This window comes from Streptomyces sp. NPDC051963, assembly GCF_044593495.1.
Classification (GTDB): Bacteria; Actinomycetota; Actinomycetes; order Streptomycetales; family Streptomycetaceae; genus Streptomyces.
The window spans coordinates 157,049-183,878 of record NZ_JBIUCC010000006.1 but is presented as its reverse complement, the minus strand read 5'-3'; the positions used below and the strand labels follow the sequence as shown (position 1 = coordinate 183,878).

24 protein-coding genes and 3 pseudogenes are annotated in these 26,830 nt (G+C 69.2%); 13 read left to right on the top strand and 14 right to left on the bottom strand.

What is annotated here, in order from left to right; genetic code table 11:
- Nucleotides 1–114 precede the first annotated feature (114 nt).
- Complete coding sequence (locus ACIHFB_RS25335) at nt 115–834, bottom strand: TetR/AcrR family transcriptional regulator (protein ID WP_400127980.1); 720 nt, start codon at nt 832–834, stop codon at nt 115–117.
- A 482-nt stretch (nt 835–1,316) separates the two neighbouring features.
- Here ACIHFB_RS25335 and ACIHFB_RS25330 point away from each other — a divergent pair, with 482 nt between their 5' ends.
- Nucleotides 1,317–2,312, top strand: a complete 996-nt coding sequence (locus ACIHFB_RS25330; protein WP_400127979.1) for a prolyl oligopeptidase family serine peptidase — start codon at nt 1,317–1,319, stop codon at nt 2,310–2,312.
- Nucleotides 2,313–2,771: 459 nt separating this feature from the next.
- Nucleotides 2,772–3,569, top strand: a pseudogene (locus tag ACIHFB_RS25325) (ADP-ribosylglycohydrolase family protein).
- Nucleotides 3,570–3,622: 53 nt separating this feature from the next.
- Here ACIHFB_RS25325 and ACIHFB_RS25320 read toward each other — a convergent pair.
- From ACIHFB_RS25320 to manD, 7 genes are all read right to left on the bottom strand, one after another.
- Nucleotides 3,623–4,108: a hypothetical protein gene (locus ACIHFB_RS25320; RefSeq protein ID WP_400127978.1), complete on the bottom strand. Its 486-nt coding sequence runs from the start codon at nt 4,106–4,108 to the stop codon at nt 3,623–3,625.
- A gap of 264 nt (nt 4,109–4,372) precedes the next feature.
- Nucleotides 4,373–4,996 (bottom strand): bifunctional 4-hydroxy-2-oxoglutarate aldolase/2-dehydro-3-deoxy-phosphogluconate aldolase, encoded by a 624-nt coding sequence (locus ACIHFB_RS25315; RefSeq protein WP_365281815.1) that lies wholly within the window; start codon nt 4,994–4,996, stop codon nt 4,373–4,375.
- A 45-nt stretch (nt 4,997–5,041) separates the two neighbouring features.
- Entirely contained in the window at nt 5,042–6,019 is a 978-nt protein-coding gene (locus ACIHFB_RS25310; RefSeq protein ID WP_365281814.1) for a sugar kinase, read from the bottom strand.
- Nucleotides 6,020–6,057: 38 nt separating this feature from the next.
- The gene (locus ACIHFB_RS25305) at nt 6,058–7,146 is read right to left on the bottom strand and encodes an L-idonate 5-dehydrogenase (RefSeq protein WP_400127977.1); all 1,089 of its coding nucleotides are present in this window, start codon (nt 7,144–7,146) and stop codon (nt 6,058–6,060) included.
- Nucleotides 7,143–8,537: an MFS transporter gene (locus tag ACIHFB_RS25300; RefSeq protein WP_365281812.1), complete on the bottom strand. Its 1,395-nt coding sequence runs from the start codon at nt 8,535–8,537 to the stop codon at nt 7,143–7,145. Before ACIHFB_RS25300 ends, ACIHFB_RS25305 begins: the two co-directional genes overlap by 4 nt.
- A gap of 79 nt (nt 8,538–8,616) precedes the next feature.
- Entirely contained in the window at nt 8,617–10,056 is a 1,440-nt protein-coding gene (locus ACIHFB_RS25295) for a mannitol dehydrogenase family protein (RefSeq protein ID WP_400127976.1), read from the bottom strand.
- Entirely contained in the window at nt 10,053–11,261 is a 1,209-nt protein-coding gene (manD, locus tag ACIHFB_RS25290; protein ID WP_400127975.1) for a D-mannonate dehydratase ManD, read from the bottom strand. Before manD ends, ACIHFB_RS25295 begins: the two co-directional genes overlap by 4 nt.
- A 93-nt stretch (nt 11,262–11,354) precedes the next feature.
- On the opposite strand from manD, the gene ACIHFB_RS25285 reads away from it, so the two are divergent.
- Nucleotides 11,355–12,068 carry a GntR family transcriptional regulator gene (locus tag ACIHFB_RS25285; RefSeq protein WP_365281809.1) on the top strand — a complete coding sequence of 238 codons (714 nt, stop codon included), beginning with the start codon at nt 11,355–11,357 and terminating at the stop codon, nt 12,066–12,068.
- A 145-nt stretch (nt 12,069–12,213) separates the two neighbouring features.
- Here the strand turns inward: ACIHFB_RS25285 and ACIHFB_RS25280 are convergent, their stop codons facing one another.
- The 3 genes from ACIHFB_RS25280 to ACIHFB_RS25270 form a co-directional block, all read right to left on the bottom strand.
- Nucleotides 12,214–12,606: a hypothetical protein gene (locus ACIHFB_RS25280; protein ID WP_365281808.1), complete on the bottom strand. Its 393-nt coding sequence runs from the start codon at nt 12,604–12,606 to the stop codon at nt 12,214–12,216.
- A gap of 314 nt (nt 12,607–12,920) precedes the next feature.
- Nucleotides 12,921–13,895, bottom strand: coding sequence for an NADP-dependent oxidoreductase (locus ACIHFB_RS25275; RefSeq protein WP_400127974.1), 975 nt, complete (start codon nt 13,893–13,895; stop codon nt 12,921–12,923).
- A gap of 31 nt (nt 13,896–13,926) precedes the next feature.
- Nucleotides 13,927–15,039: an oxygenase MpaB family protein gene (locus ACIHFB_RS25270; RefSeq protein WP_400127973.1), complete on the bottom strand. Its 1,113-nt coding sequence runs from the start codon at nt 15,037–15,039 to the stop codon at nt 13,927–13,929.
- Nucleotides 15,040–15,095: 56 nt separating this feature from the next.
- On the opposite strand from ACIHFB_RS25270, the gene ACIHFB_RS25265 reads away from it, so the two are divergent.
- Nucleotides 15,096–15,827, top strand: coding sequence for a TetR/AcrR family transcriptional regulator (locus tag ACIHFB_RS25265; protein WP_400127972.1), 732 nt, complete (start codon nt 15,096–15,098; stop codon nt 15,825–15,827).
- 93 nt (nt 15,828–15,920) lie between these two features.
- Here the strand turns inward: ACIHFB_RS25265 and ACIHFB_RS25260 are convergent, their stop codons facing one another.
- Nucleotides 15,921–16,727 carry a MarR family transcriptional regulator gene (locus ACIHFB_RS25260; protein ID WP_400127971.1) on the bottom strand — a complete coding sequence of 269 codons (807 nt, stop codon included), beginning with the start codon at nt 16,725–16,727 and terminating at the stop codon, nt 15,921–15,923.
- A gap of 190 nt (nt 16,728–16,917) precedes the next feature.
- Complete coding sequence (locus ACIHFB_RS25255; RefSeq protein WP_400128302.1) at nt 16,918–17,226, bottom strand: hypothetical protein; 309 nt, start codon at nt 17,224–17,226, stop codon at nt 16,918–16,920.
- Here ACIHFB_RS25255 and ACIHFB_RS25250 point away from each other — a divergent pair.
- The 4 genes and pseudogenes from ACIHFB_RS25250 to ACIHFB_RS25235 form a co-directional block, all read left to right on the top strand.
- Nucleotides 17,182–17,854, top strand: a pseudogene (locus ACIHFB_RS25250) (transposase); the annotation flags it as partial. The gene ACIHFB_RS25255 and the pseudogene ACIHFB_RS25250 sit on opposite strands and share 45 nt — an antisense overlap.
- A 267-nt stretch (nt 17,855–18,121) precedes the next feature.
- Nucleotides 18,122–18,649 carry a hypothetical protein gene (locus ACIHFB_RS25245; protein ID WP_365281803.1) on the top strand — a complete coding sequence of 176 codons (528 nt, stop codon included), beginning with the start codon at nt 18,122–18,124 and terminating at the stop codon, nt 18,647–18,649.
- A 489-nt stretch (nt 18,650–19,138) separates the two neighbouring features.
- Nucleotides 19,139–20,332: a sigma-70 family RNA polymerase sigma factor gene (locus ACIHFB_RS25240; protein ID WP_400127970.1), complete on the top strand. Its 1,194-nt coding sequence runs from the start codon at nt 19,139–19,141 to the stop codon at nt 20,330–20,332.
- A gap of 69 nt (nt 20,333–20,401) precedes the next feature.
- A pseudogene (locus ACIHFB_RS25235) lies at nt 20,402–20,515 on the top strand (IS5/IS1182 family transposase); the annotation flags it as partial.
- A 17-nt stretch (nt 20,516–20,532) separates the two neighbouring features.
- Here the strand turns inward: ACIHFB_RS25235 and ACIHFB_RS25230 are convergent.
- Nucleotides 20,533–21,513, bottom strand: a complete 981-nt coding sequence (locus tag ACIHFB_RS25230) for a threonine/serine dehydratase (protein ID WP_400127969.1) — start codon at nt 21,511–21,513, stop codon at nt 20,533–20,535.
- 129 nt (nt 21,514–21,642) lie between these two features.
- On the opposite strand from ACIHFB_RS25230, the gene ACIHFB_RS25225 reads away from it, so the two are divergent.
- The 5 genes from ACIHFB_RS25225 (at nt 21,643) to ACIHFB_RS25205 (ending at nt 26,828) form a co-directional block, all read left to right on the top strand.
- Nucleotides 21,643–23,010 (top strand): amidohydrolase, encoded by a 1,368-nt coding sequence (locus ACIHFB_RS25225; protein WP_400127968.1) that lies wholly within the window; start codon nt 21,643–21,645, stop codon nt 23,008–23,010.
- Complete coding sequence (locus ACIHFB_RS25220; RefSeq protein ID WP_365281799.1) at nt 23,000–24,049, top strand: LacI family DNA-binding transcriptional regulator; 1,050 nt, start codon at nt 23,000–23,002, stop codon at nt 24,047–24,049. Before ACIHFB_RS25225 ends, ACIHFB_RS25220 begins: the two co-directional genes overlap by 11 nt.
- A 73-nt stretch (nt 24,050–24,122) precedes the next feature.
- The gene (locus ACIHFB_RS25215) at nt 24,123–24,872 is read left to right on the top strand and encodes a glutamine amidotransferase (RefSeq protein ID WP_365281798.1); all 750 of its coding nucleotides are present in this window, start codon (nt 24,123–24,125) and stop codon (nt 24,870–24,872) included.
- On the top strand, nt 24,872–25,624 hold the full coding sequence (gene deoD / locus ACIHFB_RS25210) for a purine-nucleoside phosphorylase (protein ID WP_400127967.1): 753 nt from the start codon (nt 24,872–24,874) through the stop codon (nt 25,622–25,624). The genes ACIHFB_RS25215 and deoD overlap by 1 nt, the downstream gene beginning before the upstream one ends.
- A 112-nt stretch (nt 25,625–25,736) precedes the next feature.
- The gene (locus ACIHFB_RS25205; protein ID WP_400127966.1) at nt 25,737–26,828 is read left to right on the top strand and encodes a BMP family protein; all 1,092 of its coding nucleotides are present in this window, start codon (nt 25,737–25,739) and stop codon (nt 26,826–26,828) included.
- The last annotated feature ends 2 nt before the right edge of the window (nt 26,829–26,830 follow it).

Below are 26,830 nucleotides of genomic sequence, written 5' to 3'. Positions count from 1 at the left end.
TCCGTCGAGCCCGCAATGGTGCGGAAGGTGCGGTCCGGCGTGTCGGCGTGTCCGGTGTGGAAGGGGATTGTGCGCGCGGCTCGTCCCGTCAAGAGCCAAGTCGAGAATCGTCCTTCAGCCGCGCGGCGGGTGCGGCCCAGCCGTTTCAGGCTGGGGCGGGTCGATCCAATTCGGTTCCGGTACGTCGAACCGCTTGCCGTAGTCCGCGCCGGGTAGCGGCTGTGTGCGCCGGGGATCGGCTCGTAGCCCGTCCAGCAACAGCCTCAGATAGCGGCGCCACAGATCCGGCTGCCCGCTCCGCTCGGTCACCGCGGCCAGCATCTGCTGGATCATGACCAGATCCCAGGGCTCCGCATCCGCACGCAGAACGCCCTGCTTCTTGGCCCGGTCGACCACGAGATCGACGTTTTGCCTGATTTGGTGCCGGTGTCGCAGCCCCGCCGACGCCGTACGGTCGCTGTGGAGCATGACCTCGCGCAGGCCGCGGTCGAGCGCCTGAAGTTCGGCGACGCGCTCCAGGCTGACCGTCAGTCCGCGCCAGGTGTCGGTGTCCTCGGCTCCCTCCCGAGTGGCTTCCTCGACGCGCGCGAACATGTCGTCGACCAGCTCGTCGATCAGGGCCTGCTTGTTGGGGAAATGGCGATATGCCGTTCCCACCCCGAGCCCGGCGTGGCGGGCGACGTCGTCCAGGGTGGCCTTCAGGCCGTGATCGCGGAACACCTCGCGCGCGGCGGCCAGGAGCTTACGGCGGTTCAGCTCGCGGTCACGCCGTGGTCTGGGCGTCGGTGCCCCGCCGGAGCCGCCGGTCTCGCCGGATGCGGGGGGTGCCGCCATGCGGGGTCTCGCTTTCGGAAGGCGCGATCGTCCTGGTGCATCGTACGACCGCACCGTCCCCCGCAGGCCCGGCGGCACAGGCAGGCTGTTGCGGCCTTGCACCTCACACTCGAAACGGAGATCTAGTCTCCGTTTCGTGTTACGGTGGGCGGACTCGGAAACGGAGATCCTTTCTCCGCTTCTACTTCCGTTCGATATCAGTGGGAGAAGGCGCGATGCATGGACACGACCCGGTCGCAGGTCACTACAAGCGGAAGCGGGAGGCACGGCCTCGGCATCCGAGGCGGATCGCAGCCCTCGTGGTGGTTGCTCTCGTGACAGGTGGGGGACTGACCGCCTGTGGGAGGGACGACTCATCGGCCGGAGAGACCGCAGCGTCGGCGTCGGCGTCGACTTCCGCTTGTCCGACATCCACTTCGGGGACGACAGGAAGCGACGGCGCACCTACGGGCGTGCCGTCAGGAAGCTCGGACGGTGGCCGGGTGAACCTCGTACAGGCGAAAACGATCAAGAAGGCCGACAACAGCACCAGCACGGTCATCAACCCCACCGGCCCGGCGATCACCTGTGACACGTCGGCGGTCGGGTCCACCGACGACATCACCTACGCCTCGCCGGCCACCCACGGTGAGAAGACCGACCTGAAGCTCGACATCCAGGTACCCAAGTCCTCGGGCAAGAAGCCCCTCGTCGTCTACGTCACTGGCGGCGGCTGGATGATGTCGGACCGCACCGCCAATCTCGACCAGCGCACCTATGTCGCCGACCAGGGCTACGTGGTCGCCAGCATCCAATACCGCACCACGACCAGCGGCGCCACGTACAAGGACGCCCTCGCCGACGTGAAGTCCGCCATCCGCTACCTCCGCGCCAACGCCGACACCTACGGGATCGACACGGACCAGGTCTTCGTGTGGGGCCAGTCGGCGGGCGGATATCTGGCGGCCATGACCGGAGTCACCAACGGCGACAAGACCTACGACGTCGGCGACCACCTCGACCAGAGCAGCGAGGTCCAGGGAGTGGTGGACGAGTTCGGCCCGGCCAACCTGTCGGAACTTGCTGCCGACTACGACCAGGCAGCCAAGGACGGCAACTACACCGCGGGCAATCCCGCCGCGCAATGGGTCTACGGCGCCGGGACCACCAAGTCCATCAAGGAGTACACGAGCCAGATGGCCGCCGCCGACCCCACCACGCATATCTCCTCCTCCACACCGCCCTTCCTTCTCCTGCACGGCAGCGCCGACCCGCTGGTCTCGCCCAGCCAAACGCTCAACCTGTTCACCGCCCTCGAGGACAAGGGAGTCGACGCCAAGCGCGTCGTTCTCACCGGAGCCGGTCACGGCGACACGACCGTCACGGCGGCCATCGCCCAGAGCTCGCCGAGTGCCTCCTCCGGCACCGGCGAACGGCCCTGGTCGACCAAGAAGACGATGAGCTACATCACGGACTTCCTGGCCGGCCACCGCGGCTAGCCCGCCGCGAACGGCTCGGCGACGACCGCGTGAAGCAACTCGCTGACGCCATCGGAACAGCGAATCTCACGGTGTGCTGAGTCAGAGGGTGCCGGTCCGTCGCCCTCGTCGGTCGGCTGCCCGGCGTGTGGCTCCAATCCACCTTGATCCGCAGCACGTTGGCGGTGACGCTGTGCAGCGGGATCAGCGTCGGCGTGGTGTCGGGCCGCGCGTCCTCGATGGCTTGAGTGAGCTGCTCTATGGAGGGGGTCCTCAGTGCGAGCGTCCTGCCACTCGGCCTCACCGCCGGTATCGGCGTCGAATTGTCGGGTTGCCCGTCGGCAGGCACTCGATGTGTGACCTGTACGGGTGTCTCAGACCCAAGGCGCCTCAAGCGGCGCACCTTCGTAGACGAGACGCGTTCGCCGCGGATGGTTCGGGAAGCCGAAGACGGAACAGGGCTGTGCGGCCGTCGGCGCGATCGTCGGCTCAGCGGTGGGTGATGCCCTGGGCGGCCCTTTCGAGTTCGGTCCCCAGGGAGCCTTCTCCGCACGGTTCCCCGCGCCTGGTGCCGGTGGCGAGATGTGCGGAGGCGGTGGCTGGGATCCCGGCGAGGCCACTGACGACACGCAGATGGCCGTCCTCGTCGCGGAGTCCCTGCTGGAGCGAGGCGGACTGGATCTGCCGGACATCTTCGCCCGCTTCCAGCGGTGGGCAGCGTCAGAACCGAAGGACATCGGCTTGCAGACCGAGGACGTCCTGACCAATGGCATGCCCTGGGACCTCGCCGCCGCGATCCATTTCCAGGTCAACCAGCGCGCAGCGGGAAACGGCTCCTTGATGCGGGCATCGACCTCCGCGGTCCACTTCGCGGCCGCCGGCCAGGAAGCCACGATGGACGCGGCGCGCCGCATCGCCGCCCTCACCCACGGCGACCGCGCAGCTTGGGAGGGCACCGCGATCTTCCACGAACTCATCCGCGTCACGTTCGAGGACACCGCCCCCCTCACAGCGCTCCCCGGACATCCTGGCTCTTGTCCACCCCGAGCACCGGGACCGTTACGCCACCGTCCTCGCGCCCGACTGGCACCCAGATCAGGCGACCGAGTTCAACGGTGCCGTCTGGCCCTGCCTGGGCTCCGCCGTCTGGGCCCTGCGCACCACCACCAGCTTCGAAGACGCTATACGCGCGGCGATCATGTCCCACTCCCAGGCTTCGACGGACGTGTGCTGCGCCTGGCAGATCTGCTCCACCTTGCACACGGCCCAGGTGGCTGAACGGGATCCCGCTCCGCGATGGCACCTTCACGAACTCCGGCCCTCAGCCTCAGTCACCAGACCAGCGGCTCCGCGAGGAGGACAACTCGATCAGCTTCGACATCGAAGCCGAGCACGGGACGGCCATAGGCGCCCTCCGGATCCATCAGCACCGGCTTGCCCAACCGCCGCCCGATCTCCCGCAGGAAGCCGCAGAACACATCGAGTCGTTCCTGTCCTTGCAACTCCCTCAGATCAACGTCGAAATCGATCTCCTCGTCCGAATAGAAGCGGAAGATCACCAGCACATCAGCCGTCAGCCAGATGCGCAGGTTAGGGCACTCGGCATCCGCTGGTCGGGACAGCAGGGCCTCCGCCCGGGGCAGGGGAAGCACCGTCTCTCCCTCGGAGTACTGGCACTTCCAGCCCCTCTCCACGACGAGATCGAGGACGTCCTGCCAGTTGTGCACTGAGGCATCAGGGACACGCACGTCCGGCAGCGAACCCATCAGGTCCGGGTCGAGGAGACACTTCACGTCATCCCACAGCAGATCAGCCACACCGCCATGCTGCCTGGAGCTTGGGTTCATTGCAGCCATCGTTGCCGGCTTGCCGCAGGCGCGGTGAACGCCAACGCCTGGTCTACGACCCGGGCGGCACGCCGATCACCAGCGGTGTGGCGGACTCTGTTTCATCTGGACCGGCTACCGGCAGCCGGCTATCGCCGCCCATCAGCAACTCGGCGCGCCGAAACCGGCCTCACATGGACGACATCATGGCAACAAGGTCAGTAACTGGCCTTCGCGCATGGCCCGCACGGCCCGTCACCGCAGCGCATCGGTGAAGGCACGGGCACGCCTGGTGATCTCCGCCCAGTCGCCTGCCGCCACCACGGCAGGCGGAACGACTTCCGAGCCGGCGCACACCGCACGTGCCCCGGCGGTGAGGAAGCCGGCCGCGTTGTCCGCGTTGACGCCGCCGGATGCCACCAGCGGTACGTCCGGGAACGGGCCGGCCAGGTCCCGGAGATAGCGGGGGCCGAAGGCGCGCGCGGGGAAGATCTTCACCGCGTCCGCGCCGAGGTCGAGCGCCAGCCCCACCTCCGTCGGGGAGAGGGCCCCCATGACCAGCGGTACGCCTGCCGCAGACGCGGCCTTCGCCACCTCCGGACGGCAGCCGGGGGTGACGAGGTATCCGGCGCCCGCGTCGATCAGCTCCTCGGCCTGCTCGGCGGTCATCACCGTGCCCGCGCCGATGCCGTCCCCGTCGTCGGCCACCGCCCGGCGCAGGTGCTCGGCAAGCCCGGGGGTGGTGCGGGTGAACTCGATCCAGCGGATGCCGCCGGCGCGCAGGGCCGCGCACAGTGCGGCCGCGTCGGGGATCTCCGGCGCGCGGACGACGGCGATCACACGGTCCTCGGACAGCTGGGAGAGGAAGTCGGCGTTCATGGGCGGGAGTTCTCCTACGGCGGGGTGGTGACAGGTCGGCAGTGCTCAGCGGGGCGCCGTGGCGGCCCAGGCGTCCTCGTCCAGGGCGAGGCACCGGTCGATCTCCGCGCGCGGCGGCATGACGGGGACGTCGTCCCGCGTGCGCAGCGCGGCGGCGGCCGCCAGGTGGCCGAGGCGCAACCGGGAGCGTTCGGAGCGGTTCTCCAGCACGCCGGCGAGGTATCCGGCCGCGAACGCGTCGCCTGCGCCGACCGGTTCGACCACCTTGGTGGGCAGCGAGGGCACGTACGTCCGCACGCCGCGGGCGTAGGACGTGGCGCCGTGCTCGGCGTCCTTGACGACCACGATCGGCGTGGGGCCGAGCAGGTCCGCGATGTCGTCCGGGCGTGCCGTGTCCCACACCTCCTCGGCCTCGTCCCGTCCGACGAACACGATGTCGGCGGATCGGGCGAGGGCCAGCAGGCTCTGCGCGGCGTCCGCGCCGCCGTCGCGCCACAGCGCGGGGCGGTGGTTGACGTCGAAGGACACGAGCGGTCCGTGCGTGGGGCGGCCGTCGAGGATCGCCCTGAGCAGTCGGGCGCAGCTGTCGGAGAGGGCGGCGGCCACGCCCGACAGGTGTACGACCCGGGCCCGGCGGAGTGCGGGGTGATGGGCGAGTTCCGGGCCCATCCCGGTGGCGGCCGAGCCGCCGCGGTAGTAGTGCGTGCGGGTGCGGTCCGGGCCAGGGTCCTTGAAGTAGACCCCGGTCGGGCGCTCCGGATCGGTCTCCACGGCGCTCACGTCCACGCCGCGCGCGGTGAGTTCGGCCAGGATGCGACGGGCGAACGGGTCGTCGCCCACGCGGCTCAGCCAGGCGGCGCGATGCCCGAGGCCCGCCAGCCCGCAGGCGACATTGGACTCGGCGCCGCCGACGGCCAGGCCGAGTGCGGGCTGCTCGGCGAGCGGGCGGTCGTCCTGCGGGCTGAGGACGACCATCGTCTCGCCGACGCAGACGACGTCGGCCACGGGGGAGGTGACGGTCACGGGATTCTCCTGACTGAGGGCTTCACGCCTGGGCGGCTTCACGCCTGGGCGGCGAGGCGCAGCATGACCTTGCTGCTCCCGCTGGTCGGGTCGGCGGCCACGGAGAGCGCCTCCTCGGCGCGCTCCAGCGGGAAGCGGTGGGTGATCAGCGGGGTGAGGTCGAGGCCGTCGCCCAGGGCGCGCAGGGCGTCGTCGATCTCCTCGACGAAGCGGTACGAGCCGATCCAGCTGATCTCGCGGGTCACCAGGTCGCCGAGGGCGGCGGGCACGGCCGTGCCCGGCAGGTTGCCGACCTGGACGAGGGTGCCTCCGCGGGCCGTGGCCCGCAGCACCGGCCCGAGTGCGGCCGGGGCGCCGGACGCCTCGAAGACCACGTCCACGTCCTCGGGGAGCGCCTCGCCGTGGGAGAGGTTCCGGGTCTCGTCGGCGCCCATGGCGCGGGCGACCTGCAGCGAGGAGGCCGCCAGGTCGGCCGCGATGACCGTGCCGGCGCCGCGGTGCCGGGCGGCGGCGACGACCAGGGAGCCGATCGGTCCGCAGCCGTTGACCAGGACGGTGCGGCCACGCAGGTCGGGGACCCGGCCGACGGCGTGCAGAGCGACCGCCAACGGCTCGGCCAGGGCGCCCTGTTGGGTGTCGACGCCGTCGGGCAGCGGCCGGATCTGGCTCGCGGGCACCGTCCGGTACTCGCTGAACCCGCCGTCGGTGTGCGGGTCGAAGGCCGCCGAGCCGAAGTAGCGGACCCGCGGGTAGAGGTTGGTGCGGCCGGCGATGCGCTCGGGAAGGGCGCCGTCGCCGACCAGTTGGGCCGGGTGGACCGTGACCGGCTGTCCTTCGCGGAGGCCGCTGACCCCGTCGCCGAGCGCGGCGACGCGGCCGGCGAACTCGTGCCCGAGGACCAGCGGGTGCGCGAGCGCGGCGGTGCCGGACGCGCCGTTCTTCCAGTACGCGATGTCGGATCCGCAGATCCCGCCCCACTCCAGGGCCAGCAGCACCTCGCCCCTGCCCGGCACCGGCCGGGGCCGTGTGTCGATGCGCAGGTCGCCGGGGCCGTGCACGACGACCGCCCGCATCCGGGGTTGCGCGGCGACCGCCCGCAGGGGGTCGCGTTCCGTCACGGTCTTCATACGGCGTCCTCCAGCCGGACGAGGTCACGTCCGCGGGTCTCGGGCGCGAGCAGCGCGCTGACGAAGGTGATGAGCGAGTAGACGACGAGCATCGCGGCGATGGGCCACCAGCTGCCGGTGACGGCGGTGAGCGTGGCCGCGAGGACCGGGCCGATGGCGGTGGCGAGGATGCCGCCGATCTCCTTGGCGAGCGCGAGCTGGGTGAACCGGGTGCGGGAGCCGAAGAGTTCGGCCATCGTGACGCTCTCCAGTGAGAACAGACCGAGGACGCCGACGTTCAGGCCGAGAACCATGCCGAGCATCACGCCCGGGGTCGAGCCGGAGGTGATGAGGAGCATCACGGGGAAGGCTATGACGACGGTCAGTGCGGTGAGCGCGAGATAGATTGCGCGGCGTCCGAAGCGGTCGCCGAGCAGACCCACCAGCGGTACGGTCGCGAAGCCCAGCAGCGAGCCCCACACGATCGCGTCCGTCGGGACGGACCGGCCGACGGCCAGGTTGGTGGCGATGTAGCCGACGAGGAACGTCTGGACCAGCCCGGAGTTGCCCGCCTGGCCGAAGCGCAGCCCCAGTGCGAGGAAGAACGCCTTGCCCTTGCGCTGACGGATCCCGGCCGCCAGGACGCTGCTCTCTTGCTCGTCGGCGGTGGCGATGGCGGACTCGACCTCGTCCCGGGCCAGTGCCACGCCGTCCACCACGTCGGGGCGCTCCTCGAAGACGGGGCTCTCCTTGAGGCCGCGGCGCAGCCAGACCGCGAACAGCATGAGGACGAAGCTCAGCAGGAACGGCAACCGCCAGCCCCAGGACAGCAGTTGGTCCTCACTGAGCACGGAAAGCAGCACCGCCCACAGCCCGGAGGCGGCGAGGGTCCCGGAGTTGGTGCCGAGCGAGACCAGCGACGCGACCAGGCCGCGCCGCTTGACCGGGGCGTACTCGGCCAGCATCACGGTGGCCCCGGCGATCTCGGCGCCGGCGCCGAACCCCTGGATCAGTCGCAGTGCGACGAGCAGGATGGGCGCGAGGATGCCGATGGTGGCGTAGGTGGGCAGGGCGCCGATGAGAGTGGTGGAGGCGCCCATCAGCAGGATGGTGAGGTACAGGACCTTCTTGCGGCCGATGCGGTCGCCCATCCGCCCGAAGTAGACGGCTCCGGCGAGCCGGGCGACGTATCCGACGCCGTACGTGGCCATCGCGGCGATCAGCCCGATGGCCGGGCTGACGTCCGGGAAGAAGATCTTGTTGAAGACGATCGCGGCGGCCAGCGAGTACAGCTGGAAGTCCATGAACTCCATCGCCGTGCCGAGCCAGCCCGAGACGGCGGCACGGGCCAGATCGCCCGTGGTGCGTTGCGCGGTTGGCGTCTGCTGAGCGGCTATGACGCTGTCCTTCATCGTGAACTCCGTTGTTCGGGGAATGAAGTGGGGACTGAGGTGGGGGAGGGGGAAGTGAGACGGTCGGAGGGGGACGCGCTCAGATCTCGATGTGCCCGGCGCGCAGGGCGGGCAGCCGGTCCGCGACGGTGGCGGTGAGGGCGTCGTCGTCCGCGAGGTCGGCCGCGCCGAGGACGCGCAGCAGCGCGCGTACCGTCTCGGCGGGGTGGGTCGCGGGCCCCCAACGTGCGGCGAGCGCGTCGGCCGCGGGGTCGGTGGGTGCGTCGGACCGCTGGGTGCTCAACACCCATGCGGCGAGGGCGAGTTCGAGCACCGGAGTGCTCGTGCCGCGGGCGCGCAGCTCGCGCAGGGCGGGCAGCCAGCGCTCCGTGATCTTCAGCGATCCGTCGGAGCCGATCTGCCGGAGCAGGTGGTGCATCGCGGGATTGCGGAACCGTATGACGAGATCGTCGGCGTACGCGAGCGGATCGGGGCGGCCGGCGGGGAGGGTGGGGGCGACCTCCGCGCACAGGGCCCGCACGAGGCGTTCGCCCCAGTCGGCCGTCATGGTCTCGGCGATGGTGGTGAGGCCCGCGGCAGTGCCGAGGTAGGCCAGGGCCGAGTGGGAGCCGTTCAGCAGGCGCAACTTGGTGAGCTGGTACGGCGCGACGTCGGGGACGAACAGGGCGCCGTCCGACTCCCAGGGCGGCCGGGGAGCGGCGAAGGAGTCCTCCAGCACCCACTGGCGGTACGGCTCGGCCGTCACCGGGAGGGCGTCGCGCACCCCGAGCGCGGTGACGACCGCCGTCCGGTCGGCCTCACCGGTGGCGGGCACGATCCGGTCCACCACCGTTGCGGGAAAGGCGACCGCCTCGGCCAGCCGGTCCAGGATCTGCGCACGGTCCGGCCAGGCGGACGCGCGCACGAAGTCGTGGATGACCCGGCCGAGCGCGGCGCCGTTGCCCGCCATGTTGTCGCAGGAGACGACGCTGATCGGGGGCGCGCCCGCGCGCATCCGCGCCGCCAGCCCGGCGGTCAGGCGCCCGACCACCGTGCCGAGCGGCCCGTCGGGGTCTGCCGCGAGGTCGGCGGCGACGGGCGCGGCCGAGGTGTCCAGGCCGCCCGTGAGCGGGGACCGGTGGTAGCCCTTCTCGGTCACGGTCAGGGTCACCACCGTCACCTCGGGGTCGGCGAGCAGGGCATCGACGGCCTTGGTATCGGGTCCCATGGCCAGCGCGCCGACCACCGCGCCCACGACACGGGAGACGTTTGCGTCCGGACGGCGTTCGGTGAGCGAGTACAGACAGTCCTGCTCCCGCAGGGCCTGCACCGTCTGTGCCGACCGCGGCGCGACGGCGGTGATGCCCCAGGGCTCGCCGGACCGCGCCGCGGCCTGTTCGGTGTACACCGCCTGGTGCGCCCGGTGGAAGGCGCCGAGGCCGAAGTGGACGACGCGGGTGCGCAGTTCGGCAGGGTCGACCGCAGGCCGCAGCGCGGGGGCCAGCCGGGAGACCGACGCACGGTTCAGCACGGCGCTCACCAGTCGTGCACCGAGCCGTCGAGGCGGCGCGCGACGGGGAGGTAGCGCCGCTGGTAGGGGAAGCGCTCGGCCGCCTTGTCGTCGTACTCGACGCCGAGGCCCGGCTCCTCGGAGGGGTGCAGCATGCCGTCGGCGAAGGTGACGCCCGTGCGGAACACCTCGGCGGTTTCGTCCGGGTGGCCCATGTACTCCTGGATGCCGAAGTTCGGCACGGAGATGTCGAGGTGCACGGCGGCGGCCATGCTGACGGGGGAGAGGTCGGTGGCTCCGTGGGAGCCGGTGCGCACCTGGTAGAGCGCGGCGAGGTCGAAGATCCGCCGGAGGTGGGTGATCCCGCCGGCATGGACGACGGTGGTGCGTACGTAGTCGATGAGCTGCTCTGTGATCAGGTGCTGGACGTCCCAGATCGAGTTCATCACCTCACCGACCGCGATCGGTGTCGTGGTGTGCTCACGGATGAGCCGGAACGCCTCCTGGTTCTCGGCCGGCGTCGGGTCCTCCATCCAGAACAGCCGGCAGCCCTCGACGCTCTTGCCGAACCGGGCCGCCTCGATCGGCGTCAGCCGGTGGTGCACGTCGTGCAGGAGATGGAAACCGAAGCCGAAGCGCTCCCGCACTGCCTCCAGATAGGTGGGTGCGAAGCCGAGATAGGCCTCGGTGTCCCAGGGTTGCTCGTCGGGCAGGTCGGTCGCGGCCGGCTCGTAGACCGTGCCTTTGCGCACGCCGTACGTCCCCCCGACTCCGGGTACGGCCGCCTGCGCCCGTACGGCCTTGTAGCCGAGCTCCAGATAGCGCTCGACGTCGTCCAGCAGTGAGGGCACGTCGGTGCCGCTGGCGTGGGAGTACACCAGCACGCCGTCCCGGGAGCGGCCGCCCAGGAGCTGGTAGACCGGCAGGCCGGCCGTCCTGCCCTTGATGTCCCACAGGGCGGTGTCGACGGCGGCGATCGCGGTCATGGTGACGGGGCCGCGCCGCCAGTAGGCGCCCTTGTAGAGGTACTGCCACATGTCCTCGATACGGGCAGGGTCCCTGCCGATCAGCAGCGGTACGACGTGATCGCGCAGATAGCTCGCCACCGCCAGCTCGCGACCGTTGAGCGTGGCGTCACCGAGTCCGATGACCCCGTCGGTCGTCGTGATACGCAGCGTGACGAACGTGCGCCCCGGCGAGGTGACGAGCACCTCGGCCCGCTCGATCTTGCTCACTTTGCGGCTCCCATCCTGTCGTGCAGTACTTGTATACAAGCATCTGTCGCGCAGATGGACAAGACCCTTTCCGCAGCTACGTAGGATGTGCACATGGCTCAATCGAACGGGCGGCGGACGAGTCGACGCGACATCTACATCAAGTTGCGTCAGATGGTCCTGACCCTCGAACTCGCCCCGGGCGCCGCCCTGTCGGAGAACGAACTCGCCGCGTCACTGGGCGTCAGCCGCACCCCGGTGCGGGAGAGCCTGATCATGCTGGCCCAGGAGGGCCTGGTGCAGGTCTTCCCGAAGATCGGGTCGTTCGTGTCGCGGGTGGACCCGGCGCAGGTCGCCGACGCACAGTTCCTGCGGGAGGCGGTGGAGCTCGCCTCGCTGGAGGATCTGCCGGAGCAGCTCGACTCCGCGGTGGTCGAGGAACTGCGGGACAACCTGAAGCGCCAGCAGCGCGCCGACCTCGGCCTGGAGGAGTTCTTCGCACTGGACGAGGCGTTCCATCAGGGCCTGATGCGACTGAGCGGACACGCCAACGTCTGGACCACCGTCGCCGCGGCCAAAGGCCATCTGGACCGGGCACGGCGCCTCGGCCTGCACGAGAACGTGTCACCGGCCGTCTTCGCCACCCAGCACCTCGAGATCTTCGACGCCATCGTCGGCGGGAACGTCCCGCTCGCCCGCACCGCCATGCGCACCCATCTGCGCGCCGTCTTCAGCGACATCGAGCGCATCCGCGCGCACTCGCCGGAACTGTTCGCGGCCGATGCTTCGACGGTGCCGGTGCGGCGCAATGTCGTGGTCTGGGAGTGAGAGTTTCTGCGTGGCGGTGACGGCCGGTGTCGAACCCGGAGTGGGTGTGGACCCAGGGTGAAGTGCGCGGACGCCCTACGGCACTGCCGGTACCGGGAAGGGCGAATCCCGGCACGGAGGACCGTGCCGGGATTCAAGGGCAGGCTCAGTGACGTGTGGGGAAGAGCTGGAGCTTGGCTTTGCTGCCGGAGACCGACTTCACCCAGATCTTCAGGTTGTTGAACTGGACGGTGCCGCCTGGGCTGGCGCTGCCGGTGAGGCTTCCGTTGGCGGCCGACATCTTCACGGACCGGGAGCTGATGCTTGTGATCTTCAGCTTCCCGAACCCGAACGTGCGGCTGTTGACCGTGATGGTCTTGGGTGCGGACACGGTGGTCTTGCACCGCCCGTCGTAGCAGGGCCCGTTGGCGGCAGACGCCGTCGGCGTCATCAGGCCGAATCCGAGGGTGCTCGCCATCGCCAGTGTCACCGCAGTCGTTGCGGTCCGTCGGCGGATGCCGGCGGTGTTCACCGGGGTGGCGGCTGGGTGTCGGCCCATCCGGTTACGGTTCACGTCTTTGCCCTTTCGGTCGGTCGGAGGTGGTACGGCGGGGAGGTTGCGCACCGCCGGATCCCAGGGCGCCGTGGTGTGCCCGGGTCCGGACCGGCTGCTCGTGCCCCGCTACACCGATTCCAACGCCCGTCCGGTTGTTCAGTAACCCGCTCCCTCACCCTGAACAACGCAAGGCCGAGCAGTCGGCAATCCATGCCACTGCGGAGGTGTGGGAACGCGCTCTCGATCCCACAAACACGAGGGAGAACCAGGTGCCCCACCGAGCCGATCACCACTGACCGGACGCTGAAGGATCGGGGCTAGTTGACGACAAGAACTTTTCCTCGGGTGTGCTTGCTCTCGACGTGCGCATGGGCCGCCGCGACTTCGGTCAAGGGAAAGCGCCGTTGGACCTCCGGAACCAGTGCGCCTTCCTGCACGAGGCGGCTGAGCTCAAGCAGGTCGTGGTGGTTGGAGCGCACAACAACGAGGGATGTCCTGTGCGGGAGAAACCGGGTAAGCGCTGTCGCAGCCAGATTGGCAGCCGACGGGACGGTCGTGACGTGGCGGCCGGTCCGCTTGAGGACGGTGGTCACTTCGCGGCGCGAGAGGTTGCCGAATACGTCGAAGACCACGTCGTAGCGTTGTCCCGGGGGGAGTCGTCCGCGTCCGTAGTCGTGGGTGTGGTCGGCGCCGAGTCGTCGGCAGTGTTCCTGGCTGGCAGAGCTCGACACGGAGGTCACTTCTGCGCCGAGGGCTTTGGCAATCTGGATCGCGTAGGTGCCGACCCCGCCGCTGGCTCCGTTGATGAGCACCGACTGGCCCGGCCTGAGTGAGGCGTTGTCGCGCAGGGCTTGCAGGGCGGTCAGGCCGGCGAGCGGGATCGCTGCCGCGTCGATCAGGGGCAGGGACCGGGGGGCCGGCGCGGCCTCCTGGCGACGGCATGACACCAGGTCCGCTGCGCTCCGTCCTCCCCACCCTTTCACCATGCCGTAAACAGGCGTGCCGGCCGGCATGTCGTCGACGCGGCTGGCGGTCACGATCCCGGCGAAGTCGTATCCGGTGCCCTTGGGAAACCGGGCTCCTGCCTGGTACTTGAATCGACCCTTGCGTACGAACGTGTCCTTGGGGTTGACGCTGGACGCGACGACTTCGACCATCAGGTCCTGCATCGTCGGTTCGGGTCGTTCAACGATCGTCAACACATTCGCCGGTCCGTAACGGTCGTACATCGCTGCGCGCATCGAGTTTCCTTCGTGGTCGGTCGCACGGCTGCCTCCCGGCGACTCGCTCATGACCAGGCTCCTGTGGCCCGATCTCCCGTGCTCATGGGGTGTGCTCGACGGCCGTCTGCTCGGCCAGCGCCTGGCGATGCAGCGCACGTGCGGACTCGATGAGGTTCGTGCCGTCGGGTCCCCACATCAGGCGCAGGAACTTGCGCTCGATCGGGGGCTGTTGCAGTAGCCACATCAGCGGCATCGCGGCGCGCCGGGCGATGACGGACAGGCCGGAGAGCACGGGGCCGATGCCCATGGACCAGCGTGCTTTGCCGGGCATCGCGCCCAGGACGGGGAGCTCCAGCAGTATGACTTCGACGAACACGGGGATGAAGGCGTGCCGCTGGGACAGGTTCATGTTCTTGAACATGGTCATGAGGCCGGTCCGGTAGTTCAGCTGGCCTGTCTCGGGGCTGATGTCGAAGGTCTTGCTCGGTGCGAACAGCGCCTCGTATCGGGCGTAGAGGGCTTGCAGTTCGGCCATGGTGGTCGGGATCTCGTCCTCGTCGGCGCCGACGAGTCGCAGGTAGGCACCGGCTTCGGCGACGAACCGGTCACGCTGTTCGGGCGTGAGGCGGTGCGGGAGGCGGCCGTCGCGGAAAGCGAAGCTCTCGTACATCCACAGGGCGGGGTGAAGCTCGGTGAGGGCGGCCCACATGGTCTCGCGTGGACTGGTGGCGGAGTACCCGCCGAGCTCCGGCCGGCCGATGTCGATGACGTCGCCGGTGACCTTCCGGTGGAAGCGGTCCAGGTGCTTGGCCATCAGCTGCGCCGTCGGCGTGTCGCCGAACCACATGGGCGCGTGCATGCCCAGGTTGCGTGAGAGGCGTTCGAAGAAGTCGAAGAACGTCGCGGTCCCTGCCCGGCCCTTGCGCGAGACCGGGTCACGGTCTCGCAGGCCCGCGGCCGTTCCTTTGTAGCCGCGCGTCTGCATCAGCACCTGCGCGGTGTTGAGGAACACCGTCGTGGCCGGATGCAGGAGCACTTCCCACGTGACACTGCCGGGTCCGAACAGCCCGTAGTCGGGCGAGCCGTCGGCCTTGACCGACGAGCCGGCCGGTACCGGTTCGCCGAAGCGGCGCCAGCGGCGCTCCGTCCCCAGGACCTGTTCCTTGGTGATCACCGCGGTATCAGCAGCATGCTCTCGTCCGCTTCGGGCCATGATCAAACCTCCTAAATCACGAGCGTGATTCTCGAGGTCAATGTAGAATCACGGCCGTGAATACGCAAGGTTTGCCGACGGACCGCCTGCCCGAGGCCGACCCAGCCCGCGGTGGCCGCGCGCGACGCACGCGCGGGCAGAGCGCCGGCCTGGACCCGGCTCGCATCGTCGCGGCTGCTCGGTCGCTGGAACCGGGCGCGATCACCATGCAAGCGGTCGCCGACGTGTTGGGCGTTGACCGTTCAGCGATCAATAACCACGTCGCGAACAAGGACGCGTTGCTCCGGGATGTCGCCCTGGATGTCTTCGCGGAGGCCTTCGCCACCGTACGGATCGGTGCAGGCCTCAGCTGGCAGGACGTCTGCCGTCAGTACGCGCGCGGATTCGCCGACAGCGTGATCGCGACCGGCCCGCTCGCGCAGCATCTCGTGAGCGGTGCTCCCTTCCAGGGCACGGTCCTGCACGCAGCCGAGGTGATGCTCGGCGCGATGACCGACGGGGGCATCGACAGCGACACCGCGATCCGCATGCTGGCCCTCCTCAACAACGTCTGCCTCCAGTACGCCCACGACCACATCGCGGCCTCGGCCAGGAAACAGGGTCCGCTCCTCACCGCGCTGCGCCAGGCGCTGGCCGAACGCGACGCCGACGACTTCCCGCACCTGGCGCGCATCGCCGCCCACCTGCCCGATGTCTCAGCCCGTACCCAGCTCGACGTCAGCGTCGAGATCATCATCGGCGGCACCGAAACCCTCGCCGGGGAGCGTACGACGCACGCCACCCGATAGAGCCGGCCGCCCGGTTCAGCAAACGGCTTCGGAGGTGGGCGACATGACCGGCGTGAGATCCGCCCGGTGACTGCAAACGTCAATTTCTGGGTGTCACTGCGAGCCTGTGGCCACCAAGGTCGCGGTGATGGGTTCGAGCTCGGTGATCAGTTCGTCGAGTTCGGTGGGGGACAGGGCGTCGTAGGGCGGGGTGGCGAGTTCGTCGGTGAGGGTTTCGATGCGTTGCTTGGTCGCGCGGCCGGCGTCGGTGAAGTGGCCGTCGGTGTCGATGAGTCCGCGTTCGCGCATGCGGCCCATGACCGCGGCCAGGCGTTCTTTGGGCAGGTGATGGATGCGTCCGAATGACTCTGGGGGGTGGATGCCCTGTTCCAGAGCGGAGAGCACGTGGGCCTCCGTGCCGCCGATGCGCGCGCCGACGAGAGCGGCGATGTGCCCGTCGCCGCGGTGCTCGCGCAGCATGGTCGCGGAATGCCACAGCCGGGCGACGGGGTCGCTGGGTACCTCAAGGGTGCGCATACCGGCGTACATCACCCGGCCTTCGGTGGGGGCGCTCGTCGCGGCCTTGGTGGTCAGGTCTGCGGCGCGCACCAGCCCCGGGGAGTCGGCCAGCTCGTCGCCGAGGATGCGCCGTAGGGAGGCCGCGCTGCCCCGCTCCCGCGCGGCGACGGAGGCCTCGGGCGGGATCGTCTCCCAGGCGCTGGGGATGTGCCGTGCGGCTTCCCCGTCGGCGAAGCTGTAAAAGGCTGCGTGCACGACCTGGGCCGGCACCCGTCCCAGTGGTGCGGCGCGGCTGGCGAAATAGCCGTCCCAGTAGGTGCGGTGACCGAGAGCGGCCAGTTCCTCGTTGCACTCGTCGGCGAAATAGGTGACCAGGCAGATCGGCTCCAGGAGCTCGAACATGCGACGGCCGATGTGAGTCATGGGATGCAAGCGCGTCTTGCCCATCGGGTTCTCCCCTTGTCAGGTGTGCCGACTTGGACCGTCCGGCACACCGAAACTCATCGGCGACCGAAGGGAAGCGGTGCAGATGGATTGGCGCCTGCACGGCTGTGTATGCGAGAGCGGGTTCTGGTCCAACTTCTGGGCTCTGTCACGGATTTGGTGGAGCGTGACGATCGTGACGATCACGAGCAGGTGGGCATGGCCGTCGGGTTCGCCGGCCGGGCCCGCCTTTTTCGGCCTCGGTTGCCTGCTGGCGGGCTCGCACGATCGTGGAGTCCACCGAATCCGCCCACTCGAGGTCCTCATCGGTGTCGGCCTGAGCCATCAGAGCGGTGAACACCCGGTCCCGGGTGCCGTCGACGGCCCACATCCGCAGCCGGTTGTAGACGCCGCGCCGGCTTCCGCCGTGTAGGTGCGCCTGCTGCCCGACGCCGGTCTTGGCGAAGGGCTCGCGCAAGCGCCGCGCTTCCGGGACGACCTCTTCGCCTGCATCACCGCGCGGGGGCGAACTGTTCGAACGCGTGGCCGCATTGCTGTGCGCGGAAGGTCCGGCTACCTCACCGGTGGACTTGACACTCGTGACCGATCACCGTCGAGGGCGCGGCGCGATGTACGAGGCGTTGAACCGCGGGAACGTCGACGTGCCCCGACTGCGGCAGGGTCTGGCCGGTCTGCCGATGCCGCAGGCCGCCGACAGGCGCCAGTGGAGGTCCTCGGGCGGATGCGCTCGGACCGGTCATGCGCAAACCCGTCCCGGTGCCGTGGATCTCTCCGCCACAGGGCGGGCGGCTCCCGAAGCACGGCAAGGGGTTCCGCTTCGCCAGGCCGGACACCGGAAGGTGGATAGACGACCCTGGTGAACTCCCTGTCATCGAGGACACGTTGATTCGCCTGGAGGTGGATCGTCTGCCCGGCAGGGGGGCGATGCGCTCCCGGTCTGGTTCTGGTCATCCGCGACCGGCTTGAGCGGCGAGGACGTCGACGTGCCCTGGCCGGCGTTCCTGAGGAGATTCGAGCTGGAGCACACGTTCCGCATGATCAAGCAGGCTCTCGACTTGACCTGCCCGAAGGTCCGCACCCGCGAGTACGCGACCGCCAGAGCAGGCCCTGGCACCGTGCGGTTGGTTTCGGTCGAATTGGTTGAGGCAGCCTCCCAGTCCCGTTGGTGAGGATCTTGGTCGTTTGTGTGGGGGGAGGCAGGGTCGTTCACGAAGACATGGCGAAGTCCTGCGCCGTGGGGGACTACACGGGCAGGAGGGACGTAGCGGCGTCATGGCTGAAACACATACAGCCGTACCTGATCTCCTGAGTCCGAGTAATCGGCACCACCGCGCCGGGGAAAATTCCCTCGCGTGACTGACCCCGCCCTCTGGATTTCCTCGTTGACCGCCGGTACGGCCGTGCTTGCCAGTTGGGTCACCAGCCGTGGGACTGCCCGCGCTGCACAGATCCAGGCCATGGCGACGGAGAGAACCCAACGCACCGTTCGGGTGAGTGAAGCGCGCCGTGCCGCCTACGTGAGCCTCATTGAACAGGCCCACAAGATGGCTGAGTTGTACTGGGAGGTGTCTGACATCCACGGTTCGGCCGTCTCCCGCACTGAGCAGCTACCTGCCTTGAAGCAGGTCCGAGCCAACCTCCGGGAGGAGTACGGCAAGCTCCGTCATTTCATATGGGTGATCAACCTGGAAGGGCCCGACGACGTAGCCGAGGCCGCAGAGAATCTCAGGCTTTCAACCCGGCCTCCATACCGCGCAGTTGAGGCATCCATTGCGGGTGACCCGAACGCCCCTACTGACTTCGACCAGTGCTATGACCCATTTTGGCAGTCCGTCCTGACCTTCGTTTCCACCGCGCGGGCCGCGGTCCACGAGCTTTAGGCCCTGAGCGCGACGCGTCAACCCGCGGGACACACGTGGTGGGGGACGAGGGCGGCTGGGTTCGATCAAGCCGGCGAGTACGAGGAGGATGGCGCGGCGGGGTCCGTGCCGAAAAGATCGGAACTCGTGTAACGGAATCGGGACCCGTCGAACCCGTGGTGGTCGTACGCCGCATCATCCGAAAGCGGCCACTCTGATCGCGAGGCGATGTGATGATCGATCCCCTCCTCCTTCTCGTTCTGGGCCCGGGCTTGCCTGCGATGGTCCGCCTGGGCACTGCTGCCGCTGAGGTCTGGTTGCTGCGGGAACGGGCCCGGCTGGCCGAGGTGGCGGCCCGGCTGCCGGCGGGGACAGAGCTGGGAGGTCATGGGCGGGACGGCACGACGTGGTTCGTCCTGGCAGGAGGCGCTGAGACGACCCGGTCGGAGGGCAGTGGAATTGACTGCTGAAGCTGTCAACAGCCGTACCCGGAAGTCGAGCGGTGTGACGGTGGCCGAGCTCGATCGCGACAACGGACGGTTCTGGGAACAGGAGCTGCGCCCTTACGCTGCGAGACGCCTGCAGCGCCACGGTGTTCCGCCCGGTCGGCTGGACGCCGATGACGTGGTGCAGATCGTCTGGCTGGAACTGCACACCGCCAAGGAACCCATCCGGTGGGCCGACCGGTACGCCTACACCGTGGCCCGGCATACGATCCTCTGCGCCGCCCGCGAAGGCCGCCGGTCCAATTCACCTGCCCCGGATGAGGGGACCGCGCTGGACGGGCTGGATGCGGCCGTGCGGGAACAGGAGTGGGAATCTCCGGTTGAGCGTCGCGTACTGCAGCGGGAGACGGCGAGAGAGATCGCCGCCGCCAAACGCCGACTGACCTCCCTGCAGCGAGGCGCGGTTGAGGGAACAGTGGAACAGGGGTTGTCTCGCTCTGAGGTCGCTGCCCGGCTGGGAGTACAGGCCGGGACGGTGTCAGCCCACCGGGCCCGCGGTCTGCGCAAGCTTCACGCGCAGTTGCTCGGACTCGTCCTCGGGTGGATGTTCCTGCTCTGCGTCTCTGCAACGTACCTTCTGACACATCCTCCGGTTTCGCAGGCCGGTGCCGTGGGCGGCCTACTGCTGCTCCTCATCGAAGGCACACGGAGAGCGATGAGGTCGCTGAAGCGGTCGCATGAGCCGCACCCCTGGGTGACCGTGTGGGCGCTTGCCGTCGGATTCCTGGGGTCTGTTGTGGTTTTCGCGGTGCTGGTCGTCGTAAGCCGGTCCACTGATGGCACTCCCGGACTGGACCCCGCATCGGGGGACGAGCCGACACTGGACCGATCGGACCTGGCGGAATGCCTGGAGGAGTACCCGCGGTGCCCAGGAAACGAGTGGTGGTGGTCCGTTGAGTCCGATGATCCGTTGGAGACCACCTTCGTCCTGGACAAGGCTGACAGGTCCCGAGCGTTGCGCGGCGATCTGCGGCTGAGCCTCTGTAGAGGGGACTGTGTCGTACGGTGGTCCATCGCGGCCGACTCCAGGCAGATCGCCTCCGGCACCCTGACCGGCGACGCCGATACCCGCATCGATTCCCGGAACCTGACCGAGTTCGTGCCACAGGACACACCCACTCTCGTCCTCACCGCGCGGCGTACCGACTCGGACACGGACTCGGCGATCCTTACTTGGAGCCACGCTGGCCTGGAGTGAACACGATCTGTCACCCAGGGCCTGTCCTGCGGATCATGGGGCGGTCGTGCCTTTGCCTCGTTGTCCTCGGTGTGGGGCGGGGGTGATCTGGCGCATGCGGAGTGGGCTCGCCTGGAGCCGCATCTGCCCTCGCCAAGAGGACGTGGCGGCCGGTGGCACGACCAGCGGACGGTGATCAACGGGAACTTCTGGCCTGAGCATCAAGACCGGTGCAGGGGAGCCGCACCGACCCAGCGGTGATAGGCGGCTACGTCGACGTTGCTGCCGCACACGATGGTGACCACGTGTCGGCCGGCGAAGCGGTCACGGTCTTCGAGGGTCGCCGCGATGCCGAGCGCGGCCGACGGCTCGACGACGAGGCCGGCGTGTTCGAGGAGCATCCGCATGGCGGTGATGATTGACGTCTCCTGGACCAGGACGGCGTCGTCAGCGACCAGGAGGAGGTCGTCCAGGACGGCCGGAATCGGCTTCCGGCCGGCGACGCCGTCGGCGATGGTGTCGGTCGAGTCGGTGGTGACGACACGTCGTTCGCGCCACGAGTGTGTCAGCGCCGGTGCGCCCAGCGGCTGGACGCAGATCACCTCGACCTCGGGTGCCAGGTCCTTCACGACATGGCCCACGCCGGTGGCCAGCGCCCCGCCGCCGAGAGCGATCAGGACGGTGTCGAACGACGGCGCGGTGTCCACCAGTTCCAGGCCGATGGTCGCCGCGCCCTCGCAGGTCTCGATGTCCAGGCTGTCTTCGAGTAGCCGGATGCCGTCGTACCGCGCGATGGCCGCTGCCCGTTCGCGAGCCATCTCGTGGTCGCCGTCCACCAGCTCCAACCTGGCGTCCAAGGCGCGGATACGGTCGAGCTTGGCCGCGGTCGCACCGCGGGATGCCACGACGGTCACGTCGAGCCCCCGGCCGCGACCGGACCAGGCGAGGGCTTGGCCGAGGTTGCCCGCGCTGGCGCACACCACGGCTCGCGAGCCATTGTCGGCAAGGAGGCTCGCGGCTATCTCGGTGCCGCGGGCCTTGAAGCTGCGGACTGGGTTCGCCGTTTCGAGCTTGATGCTCACCGTGCACCCGAGGTCGGGCTCCAGCGCCTCGCAGCGGTACAGGGGAGTGTCGAGAAAGACCGGGTCGATGACCCGGCGAGCTTCCCGGATCCGAGCAGTGTCGAGGCGCGTCTCCCGCATGGCGCAGCAGCGTAGTGCCGTCGGCGCTGTCCTGGCCTGACCGGCAAGCTCACTTCACATGAGCTGCACCCCGATCCCTTCGCAGTGGTGTGGTTGTGCAAAACGTTTTGGATATCTAGCTTGTGCGCCATGAGCGACAGAACGCCTCCGCCGACCGGCCGCCTCCTGGTGAGCGGCTGCGATGTGCTGCGCGTCCCGGCGCAGGGCGAGTGCGAGATCCTGCGGGCGCAGGACATCGTGGTGGCGGACGGCGTCATCGAGGACGTACGGCCGACCGGGGACCCTTTGGCTCCGGGCGCCGCGGCTGACGTGATCGACGGGCGTGGCCTGCTGGCCGTTCCCGGTCTGGTCAACGCGCACACGCACAGCCCCATGGTCCTGATGCGCGGCGCGGCCGAGGACGTGACGGTGGAGGGCTGGTTCAACGACCGTGTCTGGCCGATGGAGTCCAACCTCACCCCGGCCGACGTACGGATCGGAGCGAGGCTGGCCTGTGCGGAGATGATCCGCTCCGGTGTCACTACCTTCGCCGACCACTACTTCTTCCCCGAGCAGATCGCAGAGGCGGTCGCCGAGACCGGCCTGCGGGCGGACATCGCGCCCACGTACTTCAGCAGCCGGGGTGAGGCAGCACTGGAGGACACGGTGAAGTTCGCTCAGGCGTGGCACGGCGGTGCCGACGGCCGGGTCACCGTCTCGCTCGGGCCGCACGCCCCGTACACGGTCGACGACGGCGACCTGCGGACCCTCGCCGGACACGCCCGGCGGCTCGGCCTGCGCATGCACATCCACGCCGCCGAGCACCTGGAGCAGACACAGTCCAGCCTGGAGCGGCGCGGCATCACCCCGATCCGGGTGCTGCACGAGACCGGGGTACTGGAGGCCGGGGCACTGATCGCGCACGGCTGCGGGATCGTCGAGGACGACCTGCCGTTGCTGGCCGAGTACGCCGACACGACCGCCGTGGCCTGTTGCCCCAAGGTGTACCTCAAGCACGCCCTGTTCCCGCTCACTCCGGTCCGGGAACTGCTCGCCGCCAAAGTCGCGGTCGCCGTCGGCACGGACGGCGCCGCCGGTCACAACACGCTCGACGTGTGGGAGGCGCTGCGGCTGGTCGCCCTCACCCAGAAGCAAGCGGAACGGGACGCCACCTGGATGACCGTCTCCGACACCCTGCGGCTGGCAATGCGCGGCGGAGCCCGAGCCCTCGGCCTGCAGAAAGAGATCGGGGCGCTGGAGCCGGGCATGCGGGCCGACATCGTCCTGACCGACCTGTCGGGGCTGCACTGCCGTCCACTGCACGATCCGCGCGCCGCGCTGGTCTACAGCGCCCGCGCCAGTGACGTACGGACCGTCGTCGTCGACGGCCGGATCCTGATGCGCGACGGCCGGCTGCTCACCGTGGACGTGCCGGCGCTGCTGGCCGAGGCCGACACCCGGGTGGCCCGCATCCTCGACACCTCCCATGGCAGGGCGGTGCAGCACTATGACCCCTGAGCCGTACGCGCGGGCGGCGGTCCGGCGCCCCGCGTCCATCAAGGACGTGGCCGCCGCGGCGGGCGTCAGCGCCACCACCGTCTCCCACGTCCTCAGCGGCAACCGGCCGGTCAACGAGCACACCGCCGCACGGGTGCGCAGCGTCGTCAGCCGGCTCGGTTACGTCCCGGCGTCTCTGGCCCGCAGCCTCCAGGCCGGTTCCACCTCGGTGATCGGCCTGCTGATCCCGGACATCAGCAACACCTTCTTCGCCGAACTCGCCAAGGGCGCCGAGGACGCCGCCCACGACCTCGGCTACGGCCTGATCCTGTGCAACACCGAGTTCGACGCCGACCGCGAGGACCGCTATCTCGGCATGATCCGCAGCCGGTTCATCGACGGCATGGTGTACGCCTCGGGGTCCCCGCCGTCCCGGCGGAGGCTGGAAGCCCTCATGGGCAAGTTCCCCATCGCGCTCGCCGACGAGGAGGTCGAGGGCCTCGAAGGCGCCCTCATCGCCACCGCCGACCACGAGGCGGGCGGGCGGCTGGTCGGCGAGCACCTCCGGGCGCTCGGCCACCGCCGGGTCCTGATGCTGACCGGCCCACTCGCCCTGAAGAGCAGCAACGCCCGCGCGAACGGTTTCGTACGGGCCTTCCGGGGCGAGGTGATCGAACGCGTCGGCGACTTCAAGGAGACCTCCGGATACGGCCTCGTCGCCGAACTCCTCCACAGAAGCGGTCTCCCCGAGGACTGCACGGCCGTCTTCGCGGCCAACGACGTCATGGCGTTCGGCGCTCTGACCGCGCTCCGGGAGGCGGGCCTGTCGGTGCCGGAGGACGTCTCGGTGGTCGGCTTCGACGACATCCGGGCGGCCTCGCTGGCACATCCGCCCCTGACCACCGTCCATCAGCCGGCTTACGACGTGGGGCGCACCGCCACCGCCCAACTCCTCCAGTACGTCACCCGGGGTGAGGTCCCGCCGGCCTCCCGGCACACGCTTCCCGTCGAACTCAAGGTCCGCGGCAGCACGGCACGCCGCCGGCTGACCCGCACCTGAACCCAACCACCCACGCATCGCACGGTGTTGCCGTGCCGCGCCGCAATACCCCCTGCCCGAAAGGCGGTTCGCCATGCCCAGAGTGCTCGTCGTGGGCGAGTCCTGGTTCACCTACACGGTCCACCAGAAAGGCTTCGACGCCTTCCACACCTCCGAGTACACCGAGGGCGGAGGTGCCTTCCTGGACGCGCTCCGCTCGCGCGGCCACGAGGTGACCTATGTGCCCTCGCACGAGATACCGAGCCGGGTTCCGTCCTCCGCCGACGGTTTCGACGCGTACGACGTCGTCGTCATCAGCGATGTGGGCGCCAACAGCTTCCAGCTCCCGCCCGAGACCTTCAACCGCTCCGTCCCCGTGCCCGACCGGTCCGAGCTGGTACGCGGCTTCGTGGAGCGCGGCGGCGGGGTGCTGATGATCGGCGGCTATCTGACCTTCAGCGGAATCGACGCCCGCGCACGATGGGGGCGGTCCCCGCTGGCCGCCGCCCTGCCGGTGACGATGCTGGACCGCGACGACCGGGTGGAGCTCCCGGCCGGTGCCGTCCCCGAAGTGGTGGGCGAGCACGGGGTCGTACGGGGTCTTGAGCGGTCCTGGCCCGCGCTGCTCGGGCTCAACGAGGTCACGCCGCGGCCGGAGGCGTCGCTGCTGGCCGAGTGCGCCGGGCATCCGCTGCTCGTCGTCGGCGGCCACGGCGCGGGCAGATCGGCGGCGTTCACCTCCGACGTGGCACCGCACTGGGCACCGCCGCCGTTCCTGGACTGGAAGGGCTATGCCGAGCTCTGGGACCGGCTGGTGCGCTGGCTCGCGGGAGCGGAGCTGTGATGGCAGGACATGTGAGTACCTCGTCCGTCACCGGCACACCGCATATCGCGGCCCGGCCGGGCGACTTCGCGCCGCTGGTGCTGATGCCGGGCGACCCGCGACGCGCCCGGCGGATCGCCGAGACGTTCCTCAAGGACGCGCGGCAGGTCACCGACGTACGCGGCATCCTCGGCTACACCGGAAGCCACCGGGGCGTGCCGATGTCGGTGCTCGCCTCCGGCATGGGCATCCCGTCCGTGACGATCTACGCGACGGAGCTGTTCCGTCACTACGGCGTGCGCAGGATCGTCCGGGTCGGCACCGCCGGCGCGATCCCGGCCTCGGTGTCCGTACGGGATGTGGTGATCGCCTCCGCGGCGCACACCGACTCCAGCCTCAGCCGTCTCCTCGTGGACGGCGTGACCCTCTCGCTCGCTCCCTCCTACCGGCTGCTGCATGCCGCCGCGGACGCCGCCGAGCGGGAGCCCTCCGGCGGCGAGTCCGTGCACATCGGACCGGTGTTCAGCAGCGACCACTTCTACCTCGACCGCCCCGCCCTCTTCGACGCCCTGGAGCGCCGGGGCACGCTCGCGGTCGAGATGGAGGCGGCGGGGCTGTACGCCGTGGCCTGCGCGGAGGGCGGCGAGGCCCTCGCCGTGCTGACTGTCTCCGATCACCTGCGCACCGGTGACGCACTCACTGCCGGGGAACGCGAGACGGAGTTCGACCGGACCGTGCGCATTGCCGCCGCCGCGCTGCTCGCCGATGTCTGAAATTCCCTCACCGGAAATCAAACCGAAACCGGACGGCGTAGCCAAAACGTTTTGCACTTCCTACTGTCAACGCAGCCACTCACTCGGCAAGAAAATGATCAGGAGGTCGATGATGCGATATGGAAGAAGCGTCGCCGTCGCGGTGACGGGGATGCTCGCGGTGAGTGCGTGCGGAGGATCGGGCGGGGACGATTCCGGAGCGTCGTCCTCCGGCAAGCCGCGCATCAAATTGGTGATCAACGGCGGGCTGGGCGACAAGTCGTTCTTCGACTCCGCCTACGCGGGCCTGAAGAGGGCCGAGAAGGACCTCGGTTACGAGCTCAAGGTGGTAGAGCTGGGCACTGACCGCACCAAGTGGGAGCCCGGATTCGAGGACGCCGCCTCGGCCGACGACTACGACATTCTCGCGGCCGGGACCTTCGAGGTCACTGACTACATCGGCGAACTCGCCCCGCAATTCCCGGACAAGAAGTTCTGGCTCTTCGACGCGCCGGTCGACTACAGCGGCAAGAACGGCGGCTGTTCCAACAAGTGCGAGAACGTGTACTCCGTCACCTTCAAGCAGAACGAGGGCGGTTATCTCGCGGGATTCCTGGCCCAGAATCTGGTGGCCGAGAAGGCGCTCAAGGGAACGGAATCGCTGAAGAAGGCCGGCGTCATGGGCGGCGTCAAGATCCCGTTGATCGAGGACTTCGTCGTCGGTTTCAAGGCAGGTTTCCAGGCGGCCGGCGGAAAGAACTCCGACGTCCTCGTCCAGTACGTGGGCGGCGACAAACCGTTCGCCGACCCGGCCAGGGGCAAGGAGATCAGCACCTCCATGTACGGCCAGGGCGCCGCGCTCGTCTGGCCGGTCGCCGGGCTCTCCGGGCTCGGCACCTTCGAATCGGCCGTCAGCGCCAAGCGGTTCACGTTCGGCGTCGACTCCGATCAGTACCAGACCCTCACCGACGAAGCCCAGAAGAACACCGTGGTCACCTCCATCCTCAAGAACGTCGGCAACGCCCTGTACAAGGCCGCGCAGGACGACCAGAAGGACACCCTGAAGTACGGCGCCGTCGCCACCGTCGGCCTCGCCGAGGACGCCGTCGGCTTCGTGGACGACGAGCACTTCAAGCAACTGGTGCCCGAGCAGATCCGTACCGAGGTCCAGGAAGCCGCCGACCAGGTCAAGTCCGGCTCTGTCACGGTGCCCAGCGCCCTCTAGTC